Source organism: Bacteroides sp. OF03-11BH (genome assembly GCF_003604005.1).
GTDB lineage: Bacteria > Bacteroidota > Bacteroidia > Bacteroidales > Bacteroidaceae > Bacteroides > Bacteroides ovatus.
The window spans coordinates 99,262-121,445 of sequence record NZ_QTMW01000006.1 but is presented as its reverse complement, the minus strand read 5'-3'; the positions used below and the strand labels follow the sequence as shown (position 1 = coordinate 121,445).

The 22,184-nt window shown below is 40.2% G+C and carries 12 protein-coding genes; all 12 read left to right on the top strand.

Annotated elements, in window-relative coordinates; all coding sequences use genetic code 11:
• Positions 1–9: 9 nt before the first annotated feature.
• The 12 genes from DXA54_RS06680 to DXA54_RS06625 all read left to right on the top strand — a co-directional run bounded on the left by DXA54_RS06680 (position 10) and on the right by DXA54_RS06625 (position 22,146).
• Positions 10–2,208: a surface glycan-binding family protein gene (locus DXA54_RS06680; protein ID WP_008651385.1), complete on the top strand. Its 2,199-nt coding sequence runs from the start codon at positions 10–12 to the stop codon at positions 2,206–2,208.
• Between the two features lie 20 nt (positions 2,209–2,228).
• A complete protein-coding gene (locus DXA54_RS06675) occupies positions 2,229–5,372 on the top strand; it encodes a SusC/RagA family TonB-linked outer membrane protein (RefSeq protein WP_008651384.1) in 3,144 nt (1,047 codons plus the stop codon).
• 13 nt (positions 5,373–5,385) lie between these two features.
• Positions 5,386–7,050: a RagB/SusD family nutrient uptake outer membrane protein gene (locus tag DXA54_RS06670; RefSeq protein ID WP_120079117.1), complete on the top strand. Its 1,665-nt coding sequence runs from the start codon at positions 5,386–5,388 to the stop codon at positions 7,048–7,050.
• Positions 7,051–7,247: 197 nt separating this feature from the next.
• Entirely contained in the window at positions 7,248–8,534 is a 1,287-nt protein-coding gene (locus tag DXA54_RS06665; RefSeq protein ID WP_008651379.1) for a DUF4995 domain-containing protein, read from the top strand.
• A 28-nt stretch (positions 8,535–8,562) separates the two neighbouring features.
• Complete coding sequence (gene hepC, locus DXA54_RS06660) at positions 8,563–10,563, top strand: heparin-sulfate lyase HepC (RefSeq protein ID WP_008651377.1); 2,001 nt, start codon at positions 8,563–8,565, stop codon at positions 10,561–10,563.
• Positions 10,564–10,616: 53 nt separating this feature from the next.
• On the top strand, positions 10,617–12,233 hold the full coding sequence (locus DXA54_RS06655) for a sulfatase (RefSeq protein ID WP_008651375.1): 1,617 nt from the start codon (positions 10,617–10,619) through the stop codon (positions 12,231–12,233).
• Between the two features lie 67 nt (positions 12,234–12,300).
• Positions 12,301–13,929, top strand: coding sequence for a Tat pathway signal sequence (locus tag DXA54_RS06650; RefSeq protein ID WP_004312479.1), 1,629 nt, complete (start codon positions 12,301–12,303; stop codon positions 13,927–13,929).
• 45 nt (positions 13,930–13,974) lie between these two features.
• Positions 13,975–14,916, top strand: a complete 942-nt coding sequence (locus DXA54_RS06645) for an ROK family protein (RefSeq protein ID WP_004305716.1) — start codon at positions 13,975–13,977, stop codon at positions 14,914–14,916.
• 143 nt (positions 14,917–15,059) lie between these two features.
• The gene (locus tag DXA54_RS06640) at positions 15,060–16,328 is read left to right on the top strand and encodes a sugar MFS transporter (protein ID WP_032852921.1); all 1,269 of its coding nucleotides are present in this window, start codon (positions 15,060–15,062) and stop codon (positions 16,326–16,328) included.
• 34 nt (positions 16,329–16,362) lie between these two features.
• Positions 16,363–18,984, top strand: a complete 2,622-nt coding sequence (locus tag DXA54_RS06635) for a DUF4962 domain-containing protein (RefSeq protein WP_083792385.1) — start codon at positions 16,363–16,365, stop codon at positions 18,982–18,984.
• A 199-nt stretch (positions 18,985–19,183) separates the two neighbouring features.
• Positions 19,184–20,017 (top strand): deoxyribonuclease IV, encoded by an 834-nt coding sequence (gene nfo / locus DXA54_RS06630; protein WP_008651372.1) that lies wholly within the window; start codon positions 19,184–19,186, stop codon positions 20,015–20,017.
• Between the two features lie 176 nt (positions 20,018–20,193).
• On the top strand, positions 20,194–22,146 hold the full coding sequence (locus DXA54_RS06625) for an LruC domain-containing protein (protein WP_165863227.1): 1,953 nt from the start codon (positions 20,194–20,196) through the stop codon (positions 22,144–22,146).
• Positions 22,147–22,184: the final 38 nt, after the last annotated feature.

Here is a 22,184-nt window from a genome sequence, read left to right as displayed (position 1 = left end):
ATAAAAACAATGAATCTAAAAAAGTTAACAACAAGATTCTTTATAACCTTGTCTATAGCTACTTTAAGTGCTATAGGTATCTCTTGTGAAGATACAGAGACAACGAATACTATCGGTTTTGCAGTCTATTACTATGGTGTAACTGATATAGGGCCATCAATGAGTTACACTGTAAATCCTCCAACGTATGTCGGAGGTACGCCATCAGAATTCAACATAACCAATATCACTCTTAACGGAGAAGTATGTTCGAGTGAAAGTTTCATCATAGATCCTAATAAAGGCTCTATTGAAATCACTAATACGGAGAATTTAGCAGTAGGTCTTTATAGCATTTCAATTGGGTGTAAGTCCAATGGCTCTTATCATGAATTTAAAGATGCAATTGCAATAAACATGATGGCTCCTGTTCCTGATGGTATCAAAGTAGAACCTAACTATATAAAGGTTAATTTCCAAGAAGTTGGAGAATCTAAAGCAACTGCCCAAGTCACCACTGAAGGAGAGCATGTGTCTATCAGAACTTATGCGATCGCAAAAGGACCAAATAGCGACTTTTTTAAAATATCCAACACGGGTGTTATCTCAATCAATAAAGATAAAACAGCAGAAATGCAACCTGGCATTTATCCTGTTTCTTTAAAACTAACTACGCTTGCTGGAGAAGGTATATTTGAAAATGCAATTACTTTCAATATAACTTCCAAACCATTATCAGTAACTTACAACTCTGAAAATAAGGGAAAAATAGAAGAAGAATCCGTTTCAAGTGGACCGACAAGCTATACCAGCCCTATACCAACACTAAAAGGCTCAACAGAAGGTTTGATTTACAGTATTGAAAAAGTGACACCTGCTACAGATAAAATAAAAATAGATCCGACAACCGGTGTATTATCCGTAGCAGCAAATCATGGAATGATAAATGGAACTGATTATGTGATTGATATAAAAGTTATCAATGAATATGCACCAGAAGGTATAGTAATGGAAGGTGCCTTTACACTATCTGCGGTAGGATATATCGCTCCTATTGAAAACTTCTCATATACTAATGTAGAAAGAGTGCAATATACAAGTATTTCAGTCGCTCCTTCAGAAGGGCTAAAAGGAGATGATATACAATTTTCATTTGTAGATCCAGATCCGAAGTGGAATGGTAAATTACTACTCAATAGTGAGACCGGAGCTATTAAAGCTGAAAAGAATAATACGATCCCTATAGGGACTTATACTATTACCGTACAAGCAATTAATAATAAAGGTAGCCAGAATGCAACATTTACATTAAATATAAAGGAAAATCCCAACGACATCCAATATATTTATTATGGAAACAATTTAGGTCTTGACAAAACGAAGGAAGCCTCACAATATAGAGTAAAAGATGGTGCTAGCCTAGCTGCTTTGAATTTAATGCCTACCACTAATTTGGATGGTAAGGGAATCAACATCACTTGGAAAATTACAAGTCAACGTAACATGGCAAATGCTACCATTGATCCAAATACAGGTAAGATAACTCTATCTGCTGATGACTACATATCAACAGATTCACCAGTCGCTCTACTTATTATAGAAGCTTCTGCCGGATCAGGAGAAGAAAAAAGAACTCTTAAAATACCAGTGGCTTTTGATTACGCTGCCGCATCTAGTGGCGTTACTATCGAATACACTCCATTTGTATTCAAAGTGAATCCAAATAGGGGCGGGACTTCAACAAATCCTGTAATTAGTGGTATAAGCGACACATCCCAGTTATTATTAGACTATCGTCGTTCATTCTTCTATTATAATCTGAATGGACCTAAATCCCACAAAAGTGGTGCTATTAGTACGAATAAGACGACTGGAGGAGTCACTACTCCAGCTGACGAATCTTATTTTATGAATCAAGTATGGCGCAACTATTATGGAAGTGGAGTACCTAACTACGGAGAAAAGAGCCCAATGTCATATTATAAAAATACCGGAGATCTTACCAAACCTTTAGGTTATGTAATTCCCGAAACATTCGCAGTTAAGATTAATGCAAATAAATGGTATGGCGACGATAATTTATCTAATGAAGGAGAAGCACCTGCCAGCAGTTATGCAAATGGAATAATGATAGGACAAATGACGTTTACAAAAGACAAAAATGAAAATAATATAAACAACGGTTCCAAGATATTCCCTATATTAATTTGGTTTGACGAAAATTTCTAAACTAAAAAAGTAAATATACTATGTATAATATATTAAATAAAACAATCAGCAAAAGAGGGTGGTTCACCCTCTTAGCTCTCCTCATTACAATTTGCGTTTCAGCGCAAGACATCAAAGGAGTTGTAGTAGACGAAACTGATTTACCTCTTATTGGAGCAACAGTCAGAGTGAAAGGTGCTCAAACCGGGGCAACGACTGACTTAGATGGTAAGTTTACAGTTAAAGCCGGCAAAAACGCAACGTTGGTTATTAGCTATATTGGCTATCAAACACAAGAAGTAAAAGCTCAATCGGGAAAAGTCCTTTCTATAAAATTACTTCCCGATAATGCCATGCTGGAAGAAGTCGTAGTAGTGGGATATGGTTCCATGAAGAAAAATGACTTGACTGGTTCAGTAGCTTCTGTCGCTTCTAAAGATATTGAAGGTTTCAAAAGTAGCTCCGTTATGGAAGCATTAGGAGGTCAGGTAGCCGGTGTACAAATTACCCAAACAGATGGTACTCCCGGTGCTGGATTCGACATTAAAATTCGCGGTGTAGGAACGTTAAATGGTGATGCTTCTCCACTATACATTGTTGATGGGTTTCAAGTAGACAACATTGATTATTTATCCAATTCTGACATTGAATCTATTCAAATATTAAAAGATGCTTCTTCCTCCGCTATCTATGGTGCCCGTGCAGCAAATGGCGTTGTATTAGTCACAACAAAATCCGGAAAATCCGGCAAGCCCTCTATTAGTTATAATGGTTCGGCAAGCTACCGTAAAATCGCACAAACATTAGATGTATTGAATCCATATGAATTTGTAAAATTACAAAGTGAACAAAAAGCGCAATATATTCCTAATTACTACAAACAAGGAGAAGATGAAAATGGCGTTCCATACAGATACCAGACACTAGATGACTATATCGGAGTTAGTCCGATAGATTGGCAAGATGAGACCTTCACTCCAACTTGGTCACAAGATCACAATGTTTCGATAACGGGTGGTAATGAAGACACGAAATATTCAGCTTCATTCTCACATTATAAAGAAAACGGTATATTTAAAAATAGTGGATTCACTAAAACTACAGGTAAATTCCGTGTCAACCAGAAAATCACAAAGAAAATCACCTTAGATGCTACTATTAATTATGCTAACACGAATAAAATGGGAGCAGGAACTTCCGGTGATAGCGGACGCTTCAATATGTTGGCACAAGTATTAAGAGCTCGTCCTACCGGTGGATTAAGAATGACCAATGAAGAACTATTGGCAAGTGCCATAGACCCTATCATGATGGAAAGCGGAGAAAGTCTGGCACAAATGAATCCTATCGTTCAAGCTGAATCTGTGACAAATAACAAAAGAAATGAAATGTGGACTGCAAATATGTCATTAACTTATAAGATTATAAAGGGATTGACATTTAAAACAGCCGGAACATATAATACTAACAACAGCCGTACAGATATATTCTATCAAGAGAAATCACGCCAGTCGATTACAAATGGCCGAATGCCTTATGGAGAAACTCAAATGGGACGTGACAAACGTTGGACAAACTATAATCAATTAACTTGGGAACAGAAAATTAAAAAACATCGTTATGATGTAATGTTAGGTGAAGAGATTTCGTACAAAAGCACAGAATATCTACTGGGACAGGCAAAAGACTTTCCAACTGATGAAATGGAAAATGATAATCTTGGATTAGGTGCCACCCCTAGTAAAGTTGCGACTTCTTTCACTGATAAAACCATGCTATCTTTCTTTGCCCGTGGTAATTATAGCTATGACAACAGATACCTATTAACGGCGACTGTACGTGCTGACGGCTCTACAGTGTTCTCATACAAAAACAAATGGGGATTCTTTCCTTCATTTTCTGCTGCTTGGCGTATCTCCGAAGAGAAATTTATCAAAGAGAATTTACCGTTCCTTTCAAATATGAAACTACGCCTGGGATGGGGTACTGTAGGTAACGACCGGATTGCTAACTTCCTATCTCTCGATTTATATTCTTTAAGTAAATATGGTATAGGCAACAGCACCGCAACCGTGTTGAACCCCAAACATCTGAAAAATAATAATTTGAAATGGGAAGGTTCAACGACTACCAATCTCGGAATAGATTTAGGCTTCTTCGCTAACCGTTTGAACATAACAGCAGACTTTTTCATCAAAAACACCAAAGATTTGTTATTGGCCCAAAACTTAGCATACGTAACTGGCTTCTCATCACAAATGCAGAATATTGGTAAAATACAAAACAGGGGTATTGAAGTAAGTGTCAACAGTACAAATATTCAGAAACGAAATTTTCTATGGACTACAGATTTCAATATTTCATTTATCCGCAATGAACTGAAAGCTTTATCTTCAGGAGCCAATTATGCTGAAGCATATTCTAATTTTGATAAAACAAACTTCACTCAATCAGACTATCGGGCTATTGTAGGAGAATCATTAGGTCTTATTTACGGTTATGAATTTGATGGAATTTATCAAGCCAACGATTTTTATACAACTCCGGGAGGGCAAAAAGTACTAAAACCCGGGATTACTAATAATACACGTTATACACAAGGAGTAGCACCTGGTGTTGTAAAATACAAAGACCAGAATGGAGACGGCATTATTGATACCAGAGACCGTACTGTAATCGGAAACGCTATGCCAAAATGGTTCGGTGGTATCACTAACACATTCAATTTCTATGGAGTAGATCTTAGTTTCATGCTGCAATTCAACTATGGAAATGATGTGTATAATGCCACTCGTTTATTCGCCACTTGCTCACAAGACGAACGATACAATATGCTAGCAGAAGTTGCAGACCGTTGGACAGAAACGAATGCATCCAACAAAGTACCTTCTTTAAAAGGCTATGTAAAAGGAGATGTATATTCCCGTTTTGTAGAAGATGGCTCATTTCTACGATTGAAAAACCTAACCTTGGGTTATACTATACCTCATAAATGGACTAAGAAAGCATATATATCCAAACTTCGTGTATATGCTAGTGCGCAAAACCTATTTTGTATTACCGGATACAGTGGATACGACCCTGAAGTCAGTTCAGCTGCCAGCAATCCGATGACACCAGGACTGGATTGGGGAGCTTATCCTAAGAGCAAAGTATTTACATTCGGACTTGATATTCAATTTTAAATAAAGAAAGACAATGAAAAAACTAGTATATTATATTTCGACATTAGCTTTGTGCATTCTGCCTTTCACTTCATGTTCTGACCTATTGGACGAAGATCCACGTTCTGAAATCAGAAAAAACAACTACATGAATAACGCGACAGAAGCTAAAAATGTATTATTAGGTGTATACAGAGATATGGTTTCCGACAACATGTATGCCTTAAACCTATCTATATACTTTGACATAACCAATGATTTGGCCCAATGCGAAGGTAATACAACTAATAGTTTCCGGGATTATCCGGCAAACGCATTTACTACGAGTAATTCATATGTACAAAACACTTGGGCTGCACTATATAACGCTATTTATGACGCCAATGATTTTATAGAAAGATTAGAAGCAAAAATGATAACTTATAACACTGAAGACCAAGCATTAGCAAAACTCTATTTAGCAGAAGCACGGGGATTGAGAGCATTATATTATTTTGAACTAGTACGGTGGTATGGACACATAGCACTCATTACAAGTACGTCTGAATCTTATAAGAATCCAGAAACCTTTGTGCAAGCAGATCCCACAGATGTATATAAGTATATTGAAAATGATTTGAAATATGCTATTGACGTACTTCCCTATGCAACTGAAGATGAACTTCGGGGAGATAATAAATTCCGTTTATCTAAAGGAGCTGTATTAGGATTACTGACCAGAGTGTATGCAACATGGGCGGGTGCCCCCTTAAAGGATACAAGTAAATGGGAACTGGCTGCTCAAACCGCTTCTTTACTCATCAATTCTGGTAAACACCGTTTGTTAGATAGCTATGAACAGTTATGGAAAAACACTTGTAATGGTGTTTGGGATCCTGCGGAAAGCTTAATTGAAGTTAGTTTCTTTGCTCCAACTGTTACAGGTAGCGCAAGTGAAGATCCATGTGGTCGTATCGGCAAATGGAATGGAGTAGCCGTATCTGAAATTGAAGGTAAACGTGCTAGTAATTCAGCAAACGTAAAAGTTATACACCCTTTTTATCTAAGATGGAAAGAAAAAGAGCCCAATGATTTGCGTCGTGATCTATCAATTGCCAACTACAAATATGCTCCAAATAAAATATTATACGTCAAAGAAAGTGAATTAGAAGATCCAAGTGCAGGACAGAAAAACAAACAAATTTACACTCCGGCAAAATGGGATACCGAAAAATATGTTGAGCAACACAACTCACTATTAAACAAAGATAAGTCAAACATAAATTGGTATATTCTTCGTTATGCAGACGTCCTCCTACTTTATGCTGAAGCCTTAAACGAGTGTCATAATGGACCAACCAGTGATGCATTAGCTGCAATTAATATGGTACGTCGTCGCGGATATGGGAAACCTTATCTAACAGGCAATTCTGCAATTGATCTAAAAACAATGTCATATGAAGACTTCAAAAAGGCCGTTCAAAATGAGCGTGCTTATGAACTAGCTTTTGAAGGTCAACGTCGTCAAGACTTAGTGCGTTGGGGAATTTATTATGAATCAATTGTTAATACGTACAAAGATATTGTGGGTTGGTATCCAGAAGGTAATTTTATAGCCTACACCTTTACGAAGAAAGGTAAACATGAATTACTCCCTATTCCACAACGAGATTTAGACCTGATGAAAAAGTTCAATCAAAATCCGGGCTGGGGTAAATAATTGATTTAAAATAGAAACATAATTTCTCTCCAATATGCCTTAGATAGGGCATATTGGAGAAATTTAAAACCATTTTCAACAAAATCAAAACTTGAAAAGCAAGGTTCAAACACCTTTTGGACAATCCTGCAACGGAAAGTTTAGTCTTTCGGTTACTTTTGCATCAGTTACAAAACTTCTAAAAACAATTACTTAAAATGAATAACATGAAAAAGAAACTTGTTCTCTTTGCTTCGGTTAGTATTGCACTTGCGTCGTGCCAGATACCCCCAAAGGAAGACTACAGTTGGATAAAAAAAGGACTGGATGTAGCTTCTGCCCAATTACAACTTTCTGCTGAAGAGGTTAGTGGTACAGGGATGTTGCCACGCTCCATCCGTACCGGCTATGACATGGATTTCCTTTGCCGTCAGTTGGAAAGAGATTCATTAACATTTAAAGATTCACTACGTGCACAACCTACTGCCGAGCAATTAGGCAAACGTCGCCTCTGCAACGTTTATGACTGGACGAGCGGTTTCTTCCCCGGTTCACTGTGGTATGCATACGAATTGACAGGAAACGATACACTGAAAACTCAAGCCATCCAATATACAAATCTACTGAATCCGGTACGCTATTATAAAGGTACGCATGATTTGGGATTCATGGTCAACTGCAGCTATGGCAATGCAGAGCGTCTTTCACCCAACGACACCATTGCCGCTGTGATGAGAGAAACTGCCGATAACCTCTGCGGTCGTTTCAGCGACTCTATCGGCGCTATCCGTTCATGGGATTTCGGAACATGGAACTTCCCGGTTATTATCGACAATATGATGAACCTTGATCTTCTGTTCAATGTAGCAAAGGCGACAGGTGACAATAGATATAAAGACATCGCTATCAAGCATGCCATGACAACCATGCATAATCACTTCCGCCCGGATTATACTTGCTGGCATGTAGTAAGCTATAATAGCGATGGTACAGTAGAACGAAAACAAACCCACCAAGGCAAGAACGATGATTCTTCATGGGCACGCGGACAGGCATGGGCTGTATACGGATACACCGCTTGTTTCCGCGAAACAAATGATAGTATCTTCCTGAACTTTGCAAAGGACATAGCCGATATGATTATGGATCGCGTAAAAACAGACGACGCTATTCCTTATTGGGATTATGATGCTCCTGTAACCAAAGAAACTCCACGTGATGTATCTGCTGCTTCTGTCACTGCTTCTGCAATGATCGAACTAAGCACAATGGTTCCCGATGGACAGAAATATCTGGATTATGCGGAAAAGATTCTGAAGAGTTTGTCAAGTGATGCGTATCTCGCAAAAGTGGGTGACAATCAAGGATTCATTTTGATGCACTCCGTAGGTTCACTACCCAATGGTTCTGAAATCGACACTCCACTGAACTATGCTGACTACTATTATCTGGAAGCATTGAAGAGATTCATGAATCTGAAAGGTATCAACTACAAAGATATCTAATACATAAAATTATAACACCTATTATATCATGAATAAAACTTTAAAGTACATCATTTTGCTTGCAATCGCATGTTTCGTAAGCAAGGGTTACGCCCAAGAACTGAAAAGTGAAGTCTTTTCTCTCCTTAACCTGGATTATCCGGGACTGGAGAAAGTAAAAGCTTTGCATCAGGAGGGTAAAGATGAGGATGCTGCCAAAGCATTACTGGACTATTACCGTGCACGTACCAACGTAAAAACTCCGGATATTAATCTGAACAAAGTGACCATCAGCAAAGAAGAACAGCAATGGGCAGATGATGGATTGAAACATACATTCTTCGTACATAAAGGTTATCAACCTTCTTACAATTATGGAGAAGATATCAACTGGCAATACTGGCCGGTGAAAGATAATGAGCTGCGCTGGCAGTTGCATCGTCACAAATGGTTCACTCCGATGGGAAAAGCTTACCGCATATCCGGTGATGAAAAATATGCTAAAGAATGGGCACACCAGTATATCGATTGGATTAAAAAGAATCCGTTGGTGAAGATGGACAAGAAAGAATATGAGCTGGTAAGTGATGGAAAAATCAAAGGTGAAGTAGAAAACGTACGTTTTGCATGGCGTCCTCTGGAAGTGAGTAATCGTCTGCAAGACCAGACTTCACAGTTCCAGTTATTCCTCCCCTCCCCTTCTTTCACTCCAGACTTCCTGACAGAATTCCTGGTGAACTATTACAAACATGCTGTACATATCCTTGCTAATTACTCGGATCAAGGCAACCATTTACTGTTTGAAGCTCAACGCATGATTTATGCAGGTGCCTTTTTCCCTGAATTCAAAGATGCTCCGGCTTGGAGAAAAAGTGGTATCGACATTCTGAACCGTGAAATTCACGTACAGGTATACGAAGATGGCGGACAGTTCGAACTTGATCCACATTATCATCTGGCAGCTATTAACATTTTCTGTAAAGCTTTAGGTATCGCAGATGCCAACGGATTCCGTAAGGAATTCCCTCAAGATTATTTGGATACCATTGAAAACATGATTATGTTCTATGCAAACATTTCTTTCCCTGATTACACCAATCCATGTTTCAGCGACGCCAAGTTGACAACAAAGAAAGAAATGGTGAAAAACTACAAGTCATGGAGCAAACTGTTCCCGAAGAACCAGGCAATCAAATACTTTGCTACAGAAGGAAAAGAAGGTGCATTGCCGGATTATATGTCTAAAGGTTTCCTGAAATCAGGCTTCTTTGTATTCCGTAATTCATGGGGAATGGATGCTACCCAAATGGTAGTAAAGGCAGGTCCGAAAGCTTTTTGGCACTGTCAGCCGGATAATGGTACATTTGAACTTTGGTTCAACGGCAAGAATTTGTTCCCGGATTCAGGTTCGTATGTATACGCCGGTGAAGGCGAAGTAATGGAACAACGCAACTGGCACCGTCAGACTTGTGTTCACAACACAGTAACCTTGGACAACAAAAATCTCGAGACAACAGAATCTGTTACTAAGTTATGGCAACCGGAAGGTGCTATCCAGACTTTAGTGACTGAAAATCCGAGTTACAAGAATCTGAAACACCGTCGTTCTGTTTTCTTCGTTAATAACACTTACTTTGTCATTGTAGATGAAATGGCAGGTAGCGGTAAAGGTTCTATCAATCTTCACTATCAGATGCCGAAAGGAGAAATTGCCAACAGCCGCGAAGACATGACGTTCCTGACACAGTTTGAGGATGGAAGCAATATGAAACTGCAATGCTTTGGCCCTGCTGGCATGAGTATGAAGAAAGAACCAGGATGGTGTTCAACAGCTTATCGCAAACGCTACAAACGTATGAATGTATCGTTCAACGTGAGAAAAGACGGCGAAGAAGCTGTACGTTACATCACTGTTATCTACCCGGTTAAGAAAAGCGCAGATGCCCCTAAATTTGACGCTAAATTCAAGAACAAAGCGTTCGATGAAAACGGTCTGGAAGTAGAAGTGAAAGTAAACGGAAAGAAACAGTCATTAAAATACAAACTATAAAAAGCCTCAAAGCCTCTCCCTGCCCCTTTTCTTGGGAGAGGCTTCTTATCATTATGGAAAACTATTACACCTCCTCTACCCTACTCCTCCCATTGGCAGCACTAAGTCTCGTTTCTTGCAGCAGCCAAAAGAAAGAAGAAGTCAGACAGCCGAACATTATCTTCATGATGACGGATGATCACACCACTCAAGCGATGTCCTGTTATGGAGGAAATTTGATTCAAACTCCTAATATGGACCGGATTGCCAATGAAGGTATTCGCTTTGATAATTGTTACGCTGTCAATGCTCTTTCGGGACCTTCGCGCGCTTGCATCCTCACCGGCAAGTTCAGTCACGAAAATGGTTTTACCGATAATGCAAGTACATTCAACGGCGATCAGCAGACATTCCCCAAACTTCTTCAGCAAGCCGGATACCAGACTGCCATGATTGGCAAATGGCATCTCATCAGCGAACCGCAAGGTTTCGACCATTGGAGTATCCTTAGCGGCCAACATGAGCAAGGTGACTATTACGATCCTGATTTCTGGGAAGACGGAAAACATATCGTAGAAAAAGGATATGCTACGGATATTATTACCGACAAAGCAATTAAATTCCTTGAAGGACGTGACAAGAACAAACCGTTCTGCATGATGTATCACCAGAAAGCCCCACACCGTAACTGGATGCCCGCTCCCCGCCATTTGGGCATATTCAACAATACAACTTTTCCGGAACCGGCTAATCTGTTCGACGACTACGAAGGTCGTGGAAGAGCTGCTCGCGAGCAGGATATGTCTATCGAGCACACGTTGACAAACGACTGGGATCTCAAATTGATGACTCGTGAAGAAATGCTGAAAGATACAACCAACCGTCTTTATAGTGTATATAAACGTATGCCAATTGAAGTTCAGGATAAATGGGATTCTGTATACGCCGGGCGCATTGCCGAATATCGCAAAGGTGACTTGAAAGGCAAATCTTTAATCAGCTGGAAATATCAACAATATATGCGCGATTATCTGGCTACGGTTCTGGCAGTAGACGAAAATATCGGCCGACTACTGAATTATCTCGAAAAGATTGGTGAACTAGACAATACAATCATTGTCTACACCTCCGACCAGGGTTTCTTTCTTGGCGAACATGGCTGGTTTGACAAACGCTTCATGTATGAAGAATGTCAGCGCATGCCTCTTATCATCCGTTACCCGAAAGCAATCAAAGCAGGAAGTACCAGTAATGCAATCAGCATGAATGTAGACTTTGCTCCTACCTTCCTCGACTTTGCCGGAGTAGATATTCCGTCAGATATTCAAGGAGCTTCTTTGAAACCGATATTGGTCAACGAAGGCAAAACCCCGGCCGACTGGCGTAAAGCTGCTTATTACCATTATTACGAATACCCTGCAGAACACTCTGTAAAACGTCACTATGGCATCCGTACACAAGATTTCAAACTAATTCATTTCTACAACGATATTGACGAATGGGAAATGTATGACATGAAAGCTGATCCGAGAGAAATGAACAACGTCTTCGGCAAACCGGAGTATGCTAAAGTACAAAAAGAGCTGATGGAGCTACTTCAGGACACTCAAAAACAGTACAAAGATACTGACCCGGATGAAAAGGAAAAAGTCCTCTTTAAAGGTGATCGCCGACAAATGCAAAACCGCTAAGAGGAGGACATATAAATAAGAATTAATATGCTTCATTATTAGTTTACCGAATAAATTAGATAAAACCATGGATAGAAGAAAGTTTTTAAAAAACACAGGCTGGTCTTTCCTCGGATTGGCAGCTTCAGGCAGTTTGCTGGGTTCTTGCGCAGCTGGAAGCAAAGAAGCAAAAAAGATTATGCCGTCAGCCAGTAACCTCAAAATGTACTGGGGCGACTTACATAACCATTGCAACATCACATACGGACACGGCGACATGCGCGACGCTTTTGAAGCAGCGAAAGGACAATTGGATTTTGTCAGTGTCACTCCTCATGCTATGTGGCCGGATATTCCCGGAGCAGATGATCCCCGCCTGAAATGGGTGATTGATTATCACACAGGAGCTTTCAAACGTTTGCGTGAAGGCGGTTATGAGAAGTACGTAAAAATGACGAATGAATATAATAAAGAAGGTGAATTCCTTACTTTTGTCGGATACGAGGCCCACAGCATGGAACATGGTGACCATGTTGCATTGAATTATGATCTCGACGCACCGCTTGTGGAATGTACTTCTATCGAAGACTGGAAACAGAAGGCAAAAGGACACAAAGTATTTATTACTCCACATCACATGGGTTACCAGGGCGGCTATCGCGGTTACAACTGGAAATGCTTTACCGAAGGAGATATTACCCCATTCGTAGAAATGTATTCCCGTCATGGTCTGGCAGAAAGCGATCAGGGAGATTATCCTTATCTACACGATATGGGTCCGCGCCAATGGGAAGGAACCATTCAATATGGTCTTGAATTAGGCAACAAATTCGGTATCATGGCTTCTACCGATCAACATTCCGGTTATCCGGGAAGCTATGGCGACGGTCGTATCGGTGTCATGGCTCCGTCATTGACTCGCGACGCTATTTGGGAAGCTCTCCGCACCCGCCATGTATGTGCCGCAACCGGTGATAAAATTATTATCGACTTCCGCCTCAACGACGCTTTCATGGGTGACGTGGTTCGCGGTAACAGCCGCCGTATCTATCTGAACGTTACAGGTGAAAGCTGTATCGACTATGTAGATATTGTCAAGAACGGACAGATTTTAGCTCGCATGAATGGCCCGTTGACTCCGATTGCCCCGGAAGGTGATACGGTACGTTGCAAAGTTAAAGTTGATTTTGGTTGGAATCGTGAAGAGAAATACGTACATTGGCAGGGTAAACTGTCCGTGGACAAAGGACAGATCCATAGTGTAACTCCTTGTTTCCGTGGCGCAGCGTTCACTTCTCCGCAAGAAGGTGAAACTGAATTCCACACGCATGTCAACCGTATCGTATCCGTTGGCAACAAGGAAACCGAACTAGATATGTATAGCAGCAAAAATCCGAATACGACTACAGCAGCCATGCAAGCCGTCATTCTGGATGTGGAAATGCCCAAAGACGGTAAGATCATTGCCGAATTCAATGGCAAGAAGTTTGAACATACGTTGGGCGAGCTGCTCGAAGGTTCACGTTCACACTTCATGATCGGTTGGTTGAGCGAGGCGATCCTTTTCAATCGTGCTATGCCGGAAAGCTGTTTCACTCTGGAACACTACATGGAAGATAAAGACCCGCAACGTGATACGGACTACTACTATGTACGCGTTCGCCAACGTGACGGACAATGGGCTTGGAGTTCACCGATTTGGGCAGAAAGAGTGTGATTTTTTTAAGTATTAAGTATTATGTATTAAGTATTACTTGGTGATATGGAAAAAGAATACGCTATAGGAATTGACCTTGGCGGAACTTCTGTAAAATACGCCCTAATTGATAATGAAGGCGTATTTTACTTTCAAGGGAAGTTACCGTCGAAAGCCGATGTATCAGCAGAAGCTGTCATCGGACAGTTGGTTACTGCTATCAATGAAGTGAAAGCCTTTGCACAGGAACAAGGCTACAAAATCAATGGTATAGGAATCGGTACACCGGGCATCGTAGATTCTACAAACCGCATAGTTCTGGGAGGTGCGGAAAACATCAACGGTTGGGAAAACATACATCTGGCGGACCGCATTGAAAAGGAAACCGGACTCCCGGCTTTATTAGGAAATGATGCCAATCTGATGGGATTAGGAGAAACAATGTATGGAGCCGGACAGGGAGCCACTCATGTTGTTTTCCTAACAGTAGGAACAGGCATTGGCGGTGCAGTAGTCATCGATGGCAAATTGTTCAACGGTTATGCCAACCGGGGGACAGAACTGGGGCACGTGCCTCTCATTGCCAATGGCGAACCTTGTGCCTGTGGTTCCGTCGGCTGTCTGGAACATTATGCTTCCACTTCCGCCTTGGTACACCGTTTCAGTCAACGGATAATAGACGCAGGTATCTCCTACCCGAATGAGGAGATTAATGGAGAACTGATCGTCCGCCTTTACAAACAAGGAGATAAGATTGCACAACTATCGCTGGAAGAACACTGTGATTTTCTGGGACATGGAATTGCAGGATTCATTAATATCTTCAGCCCTCAAAAGATTGTGATCGGTGGAGGACTTTCCGAAGCCGGAGACTTTTATATTCAGAAAGTAAGCGAAAAAGCCCGCAGTTACGCCATCCCCGACTGTGCCGTGAATACTCAAATCATAGCTGCCGCTCTTGGAAACAAGGCCGGAAGTATTGGAGCCGCTTCACTCTTTTTCAAATGAAAACAAAAATAAATGATAGTTGATAGCTGATAAATGATAGTTAGTAAATGAAAGTTATCCCAACATACAAATACTCAATCATCAATTAATTATCAACTTCCATCTATCAGTTATCATTTATCAACTATCAACTATTTAAGATTATGAGAAAAAATTTAGGGATGCTGGCGCTGATTATGGCGTTCTGGTTTACCATCTCGTTTATCACCAATATTCTAGGCCCACTCATTCCGGATATTATCCACAACTTCAATCTAAGTGACCTGGCAATGGCGGGATTTATCCCGACTTCTTTCTTCCTGGCCTATGCCATCATGTCTATCCCTGCCGGATTGCTCATCGACCGTTTCGGTGAAAAGCCGATATTATTCGGTGGATTTCTGATGCCGTTTATCGGCACCATCCTATTTGCCTGCATGCACACGTATCCGATGTTATTGGCTTCTTCTTTCATCATCGGACTGGGAATGGCCATGTTACAAACGGTATTGAATCCACTCCAACGTACCGTAGGAGGAGAAGAAAACTATGCATTTATCGCCGAACTGGCACAGTTCATGTTTGGCATTGCTTCTTTCCTAAGTCCTCTGGTATATACTTATCTAATTCGTGAACTTGATCCGGCAACATATACAGCAGGTAAAGGTTTCTTTATCGACCTGTTGGCCGATGTCACTCCACGGGAAATGCCGTGGGTATCTCTTTATTGGGTATTTACAATCCTGCTATTGGTCATGCTGATAGCTGTCGGTGTATCCCGTTTTCCCAAGATCGAGTTGAAAGAAGACGAGAAAAGCGGGTCTAAAGATTCATATCTGGCTTTATTCAAACAGAAATATGTATGGCTGTTTTTCCTGGGAATTTTCTGCTATGTAAGTACGGAACAGGGAACTTCAATCTTCATGAGTACCTTCTTGGAACAATATCATGGAGTTAACCCACAAACAGACGGTGCACAGGCCGTAAGCTATTTCTGGGGATTGATGACAGCCGGTTGTCTGGTAGGTATGATTCTGCTCAAGTTAATTGACAGTAAACAATTGTTGCAAATTTCCGGAATTCTGACGATCATCCTATTATTATCAGCATTATTCGGAAGTAAGGAAGTATCCATGCTTGCTTTCCCTGCTGTTGGATTCAGCATCTCCATGATGTATTCCATCGTATTCTCATTGGCACTGAACTCTGCGTCACAGCACCACGGTTCATTCGCAGGTATACTATGCTCGGCAATTGTAGGTGGTGCCGGTGGTCCGATGATTGTAAGTACACTGGCAGATGCAACATCACTCCGTACGGGTATGCTCTTTATCCTTGTTTTTGTAGGATATATCACCTTTATCGGTTTCTGGGCATGTCCACTGATTAATAACAAGACTGTTCGTCTGAAAGATTTGTTCAAACAACGCTGAATAACAAAGCGATGAATAATAAAAGCAAAGTTATATGATGAAACAACGAATATCTATTTTTCTCTTGTTCACCCTTCTGCTATTCGCCAATGGATATGCACAAAAAGGAATCATGCGTCTGACTCAACAGACCTTGATGCATGAAGTCCGCGAAACGCCTTCGCCTCTGGACGGACAGCATATTACTGTCAATCCCCCACGTTTTATGTGGCCGGATAAGTTCCCGCACCTCGGTGCTGTATTGGACGGAGTTGAAGAAGAGGACTACAAACCCGAAGTAACCTACCGCATCCGTATTGCACGCGACCCCGAATTTAAATCGGAAGTGATTACCGCCGAAAGAAAATGGGCATTTTTCAACCCATTCAAACTCTTTGAAAAAGGGAAATGGTATTGGCAACATGCCTACGTTAACAAAGAAGGAAAAGAAGAATGGTCACCTGTTTATCATTTTTATATAGACGAACACATACGTACATTCAACCCTCCTTCTCTACAGGAAGTATTAACCAAATTGCCTAAGACTCATCCCCGCATCTTGCTTGATGCCGAAGATTGGGATAATATCATCGAACGGAATAAAAACAATCCGGAGGCACAGGCTTATATCCGAAAAGCCGATAAATGCCTGAACCACCCGCTGAAACATCTGGAAGAAGAAATTGATACAACCCAGGTTGTCAAGTTGACAAATATTGTTCAATATCGTTCTGCCCTGATTCGGGAAAGTCGTAAGATTGTAGACCGTGAAGAAGCAAATATCGAAGCCATGGTACGCGCTTACCTGTTAACGAAAGATGAGGTATACTACAAAGAAGGCATTAAGCGTCTTTCCGAAATTCTTTCCTGGAAAAAAAGTAAGTACTTTGCTGGAGATTTCAATCGTTCTACTATTCTGTCCATGAGCACTTCAGCGTATGATGCATGGTACAATCTGTTGACTCCGAATGAGAGAAAACTACTCCTAAGAACGATTCGTGACAATGGAAAGAAGTTCTATCATGAATATGTCAATCACTTGGAAAACCGCATTGCTGATAATCATGTCTGGCAAATGACTTTCCGTATCTTGAATATGGCGGCATTTGCTACGTATGGCGAACTCCCGATGGCTTCCACCTGGGTGGATTATTGCTACAATGAATGGGTATCCCGTCTGCCGGGCCTCAACGCGGATGGAGGATGGCACAATGGTGATTCTTATTTCCAGGTCAATCTCCGCACATTGATTGAAGTTCCCGCTTTCTACTCCCGTATCAGCGGATTCGATTTCTTCGCTGATCCGTGGTATAACAACAATGCATTTTACGTCATCTACCAGCAGCCTCCATTCTCAAAATCAGCCGGACAAGGCAATTCACATGAAAGCAAAATGAAGCCGAACGGTACACGAGTAGGTTATGCGGATGCCTTGGCACGTGAATGTAATAATCCGTGGGCGGCTGCTTATGTACGTACCATTCTGCAAAAGGAACCGGATATCATGGAAAAAACTTTCCTCGGAAAATCTGGAGACTTGACCTGGTATCGTTGTACAACCAAAAAAGCTCTCCCCAAAGAAGGACATACTCTTGCCGAACTACCCATGGCAAAAGTATTCAATGAAACGGGAATCGGTACGATGAATACCTCTTTGGGAGATATAGATAAGAATGCCATGTTATCGTTCCGCTCCAGTTCTTATGGTTCCACTTCCCATGCACTGGCCAATCAGAATGCTTTTAATACATTCTATGGAGGTAAAGCCATTTTTTACAGCAGCGGACATCGTACAGGTTTTACGGACGATCATTGTATGTATTCTTACCGTAACACCCGTGCACACAACAGCATTTTGGTAAATGGAATGACTCAAAAGATTGGAACGGAAGGATATGGCTGGATTCCGCGTTGGTATGAAGGAGAAAAAATCGCTTATATGGTAGGAGATGCTTCCAATGCTTATGGTAAAGTGACTTCTCCCCTATGGCTGAAACGTGGAGAACTATCCGGTACGCAATATACGCCTGAAAAAGGATGGGATGAGAACAAACTGAATATGTTCCGCCGTCATATCATCCAACTGGGAAGTACCGGAGTTTTCGTGATTTATGATGAACTGGAAGGAAAGGAGGCTGTTACATGGAGTTACCTTTTACATACTGTAGAATTACCGATGGAAATACAGGAACTGACCGATGAGGTGAAAGTAACCGGAAGGAATAAAGCTGGCGGTATCTCTGTTGCCCATCTTTTCAGTTCGGCAAAAACGGAACAGGCAATGGTAGATACTTTCTTCTGTGCTCCGACCAACTGGAAAAATGTGACGAATGCACAAGGAAAAGCAGTGAAATATCCTAATCACTGGCATTTCTCTTCTACAACTGTTCCTTGCAAAACCGCCCGTTTCCTGACTGTGATGGATACACATGGAGACAACCGTCCGGATATGCAGGTAGTTCGCAAAGGCAATATCATTCAAGTAGGTGACTGGACTATCACTTGCAACCTTACGGAAAAAGGAAAAGCCGCTATTCACGTTAGTAATAAAGTGGAGAAAGTTTCCTTAAACTACGATGCCGGTAAAAAGGAAGGTGCAACGACGGTAACAGATCAGGTAAAAGGGAAACAGGTTAATAAAGTCCTGACAGACTATTTACCGGATTTTGAGATTTAATCTCTCCCCCCAAAAAATATCCCGTTATTCAATTTATAGAAAATTGAATAACGGGATATTTTTTATAGAGAATAAAAGATAAAGAACAGAGTATAAAGTACATGATCCTATGAATTGTAACCAAGAAGAGTTCTCTCTACAAACATATACTCCTTTAAAAACGTTATATTTGCAGAGTAAAATAAATTAAGAAAGAACAATGAAATATATCGGAGCACATGTTAGCGCCTCTGGTGGCGTAGAGTTCGCACCCATTAATGCGCACGAAATAGGAGCAAATGCTTTTGCATTATTCACCAAGAATCAACGTCAATGGGTAAGTAAACCTCTAACAGAAGAAAGTATCAGTCTCTTCAAAGAGAATTGTGAGAAATATGTTTTCCAACCGGAATATATCCTTCCACATGACAGTTACCTTATCAATCTGGGGCATCCGGAGGAAGAGGGACTTCAAAAAAGTCGTGCCGCTTTTCTGGATGAAATGCAACGTTGTGAGCAACTTGGATTGAAGCTTTTAAATTTCCACCCCGGTAGCTCTCTCAATAAAATATCAACAGAAGATTGCCTGTCGCTTATTGCAGAAAGCATTAATCTCGCTTTAGAAAAAACAAAAGGAGTAACAGCTGTTATTGAAAACACAGCCGGGCAAGGCAGTAATTTAGGAAGCGAATTCTGGCAATTGAAATATATCATTGATCGGGTAAACGATAAGAACCGGGTAGGTGTTTGTCTCGATACCTGCCATACCTATACCGCTGGTTACGATATTGTCAATGAATATGATAAAGTATTTGATGAATTTGATAAAGAAGTCGGATTCAACTACCTCCGTGGTATGCACTTGAATGATTCTAAAAAAGCATTAGGCACCCATGTTGACCGCCACGACAGCATTGGTAAAGGATTGATTGGCAAAGCTTTTTTTGAAAGATTAATGCAAGATTCCAGATTTGATAATATACCGTTAATACTCGAAACTCCGGATGAAAGTAAATGGAAAGAAGAAATTGCATGGTTAAGAAGTATGGAATAAAAGATTAGAAAATACAAGTTATAGAACATATTTTGAAAAAATATTCAACTATTTTATGGTTGTGTTGAATATTATATATATCTTTGTACCCGTAAGCCTTTGAACTTCAAAGAACTTACGGGTTTCTTTTAAAAACAAAACGAACTAAAGTATCGCATAAACAAAAACTATTAGATATGAGAAGATTTTGGTTAGCATGCACAATGGTAATTGTAGTGGGTATAAGCAGTTGTGTGGATAGTGATAAAGACTTATACCAAGAAGCTCCAGGGGCAGAAATTAACACCTCTAATTTTTCTACTATACAAAAAGTACAAGTAGAAATTGATTATTCCAATTCCGAATCAAGAGTTCCTTTTTCCATTTATGATGGAAATCCATTGATTGAAGGTGAAAACACCACCATTCTAAAAGAAAACGTTCAGGCATTAGATGGTGCATGGACAGATGAACAAGGTAAATTCACCGCAACGGTTGAATTGCCGGCTTATGTATCTAATGTGTATATCGTTTCTACATCACCTTTTGCCAGACAGGCAATCCCTGGAAAAATAGTTAACGGTGTTTTGAAAGTATCAGACACAGATGAACAACTTACTACCAGAGCATCCTACAGAGAGTCAACCCGGTTTGATAGAAATCGGTTTAATAATCTAGGTTGGAATACTAATCTCGGTTCATTCGACGATCGCAGTGGAGTTATTGATTATGCTTATAAAGGTAATGATCCTAAGCTCACTTTAAGTAAATCTGAAATGAACGAATTACGTACTACTGTAAGCAAGGTGTTGAATACATTAGGAAGTTGTCCAGAGGAATATCGTACTCAAGCCGACTTATATGTAGAGGAAGATGAAACAGCCGTAGTACTAACTGCATTAAGAGGATGGACCTGTTGGAACAGTTCATTAGGCTACTACTATTACAGATACGATCAAGCTCCTGCCAGTCTGAAAGACGTAAAAGTATATGCTGTATTCCCCAATACTCAAATGACCTGGAATAATGGAAGCCTTCAAGCCTCTCCCCAAGGTATAAAAGAAGGTACAGCTGTACAACTAAAATATTTTGATGATCCGGAATATCCAAAAGGCAAGAACTTCCCCAAAGGATACTACATTGGTTTTATTCTCGCTTGCAACGCATGGAACACCTATTTTACAGGTTTCAACAGTTATACTCTAACCAAAGGATTTTATGCTAGTTCCACAAAAGGATTTAGTACTAAAGTTAATAGCGGTATAGATGTACGTACAGCTATGTTTAAAGATAAAAACAGTAACATTGCTATCGCCTTTGAAGATTTCATGGATGATCAGAATTTTACAGATGTTGTATTCTCATTAAAAGCCAATCCTGAAATCACTAATGTTCCTCCTGTAGATGAAGACTTAAATACAACTATTGAAAAGACAGGTGTATACGCATTTGAAGATGAATGGCCTAAAGCTGGTGATTACGATATGAATGACGTATTGGTTCAGTATACTTATCAAAAAGTATTCAATATATTCAATGAAATCTTAAGCGAGTCATTTACATTTAAAACTTTATATAATAAATCGACTGTATTCACTAACGGATTAGGTTTCATTCTTTCAAATGAGGGAAATGCACAGTCAACTGAATACTTTATTAGAAAAGAAAATGAAAAGGACTTTACTGTAGCTTCGGGAGCTGACAAATTTACTCGTGAAAGCAATGCAATCATATTGACAGATAATGTTAAAACAAGCCCAAATGCCGAATATAAAGTAACATTCAAATACGGAGATAAAAACTCGAATAAAAAGCAGGAAACATCAATCGATGCATTCATATACCGTCCTAGCAAAGAAGGTAATCGCTTGGAAGTTCATTGTCCTATGAAGAAACCAACTTCTAAAGTCGATACTTCTCTCTTCGGACAATATGAAGACTGTTCTAAACCTAATGAAGGCATTTACTATGTATCGAATCAAGAGAATATTTATCCTTTTGCATTCTATTTGTCAAATGCCAATGCTAATGATATTGCAGAACTAAAGAACTTCGATAAAAACGAGAAGAAGTCTATCAGCGAAATCTATCCTAAATTTATAGACTGGGCTAAATATGGTACAAACGCCGATTGGTATAAGAAAAAATAAGTACTTAATATACTGAAACAAGAATAGCTGGAAGAATC

Excerpts from the sequence above, each read along its gene's own strand:
- DXA54_RS06680 (WP_008651385.1), top strand. The coding sequence starts at position 10 with ATGAATCTAAAAAAGTTAACAACAAGATTCTTTATAACCTTGTCTATA.
- DXA54_RS06675 (WP_008651384.1), top strand. The coding sequence starts at position 2,229 with ATGTATAATATATTAAATAAAACAATCAGCAAAAGAGGGTGGTTCACC.
- DXA54_RS06670 (WP_120079117.1), top strand. The coding sequence starts at position 5,386 with ATGAAAAAACTAGTATATTATATTTCGACATTAGCTTTGTGCATTCTG.
- DXA54_RS06665 (WP_008651379.1), top strand. The coding sequence starts at position 7,248 with ATGAATAACATGAAAAAGAAACTTGTTCTCTTTGCTTCGGTTAGTATT.
- hepC (WP_008651377.1), top strand. The coding sequence starts at position 8,563 with ATGAATAAAACTTTAAAGTACATCATTTTGCTTGCAATCGCATGTTTC.
- DXA54_RS06655 (WP_008651375.1), top strand. The coding sequence starts at position 10,617 with ATGGAAAACTATTACACCTCCTCTACCCTACTCCTCCCATTGGCAGCA.
- DXA54_RS06650 (WP_004312479.1), top strand. The coding sequence starts at position 12,301 with ATGGATAGAAGAAAGTTTTTAAAAAACACAGGCTGGTCTTTCCTCGGA.
- DXA54_RS06645 (WP_004305716.1), top strand. The coding sequence starts at position 13,975 with ATGGAAAAAGAATACGCTATAGGAATTGACCTTGGCGGAACTTCTGTA.
- DXA54_RS06640 (WP_032852921.1), top strand. The coding sequence starts at position 15,060 with ATGAGAAAAAATTTAGGGATGCTGGCGCTGATTATGGCGTTCTGGTTT.
- DXA54_RS06635 (WP_083792385.1), top strand. The coding sequence starts at position 16,363 with ATGATGAAACAACGAATATCTATTTTTCTCTTGTTCACCCTTCTGCTA.
- nfo (WP_008651372.1), top strand. The coding sequence starts at position 19,184 with ATGAAATATATCGGAGCACATGTTAGCGCCTCTGGTGGCGTAGAGTTC.
- DXA54_RS06625 (WP_165863227.1), top strand. The coding sequence starts at position 20,194 with ATGAGAAGATTTTGGTTAGCATGCACAATGGTAATTGTAGTGGGTATA.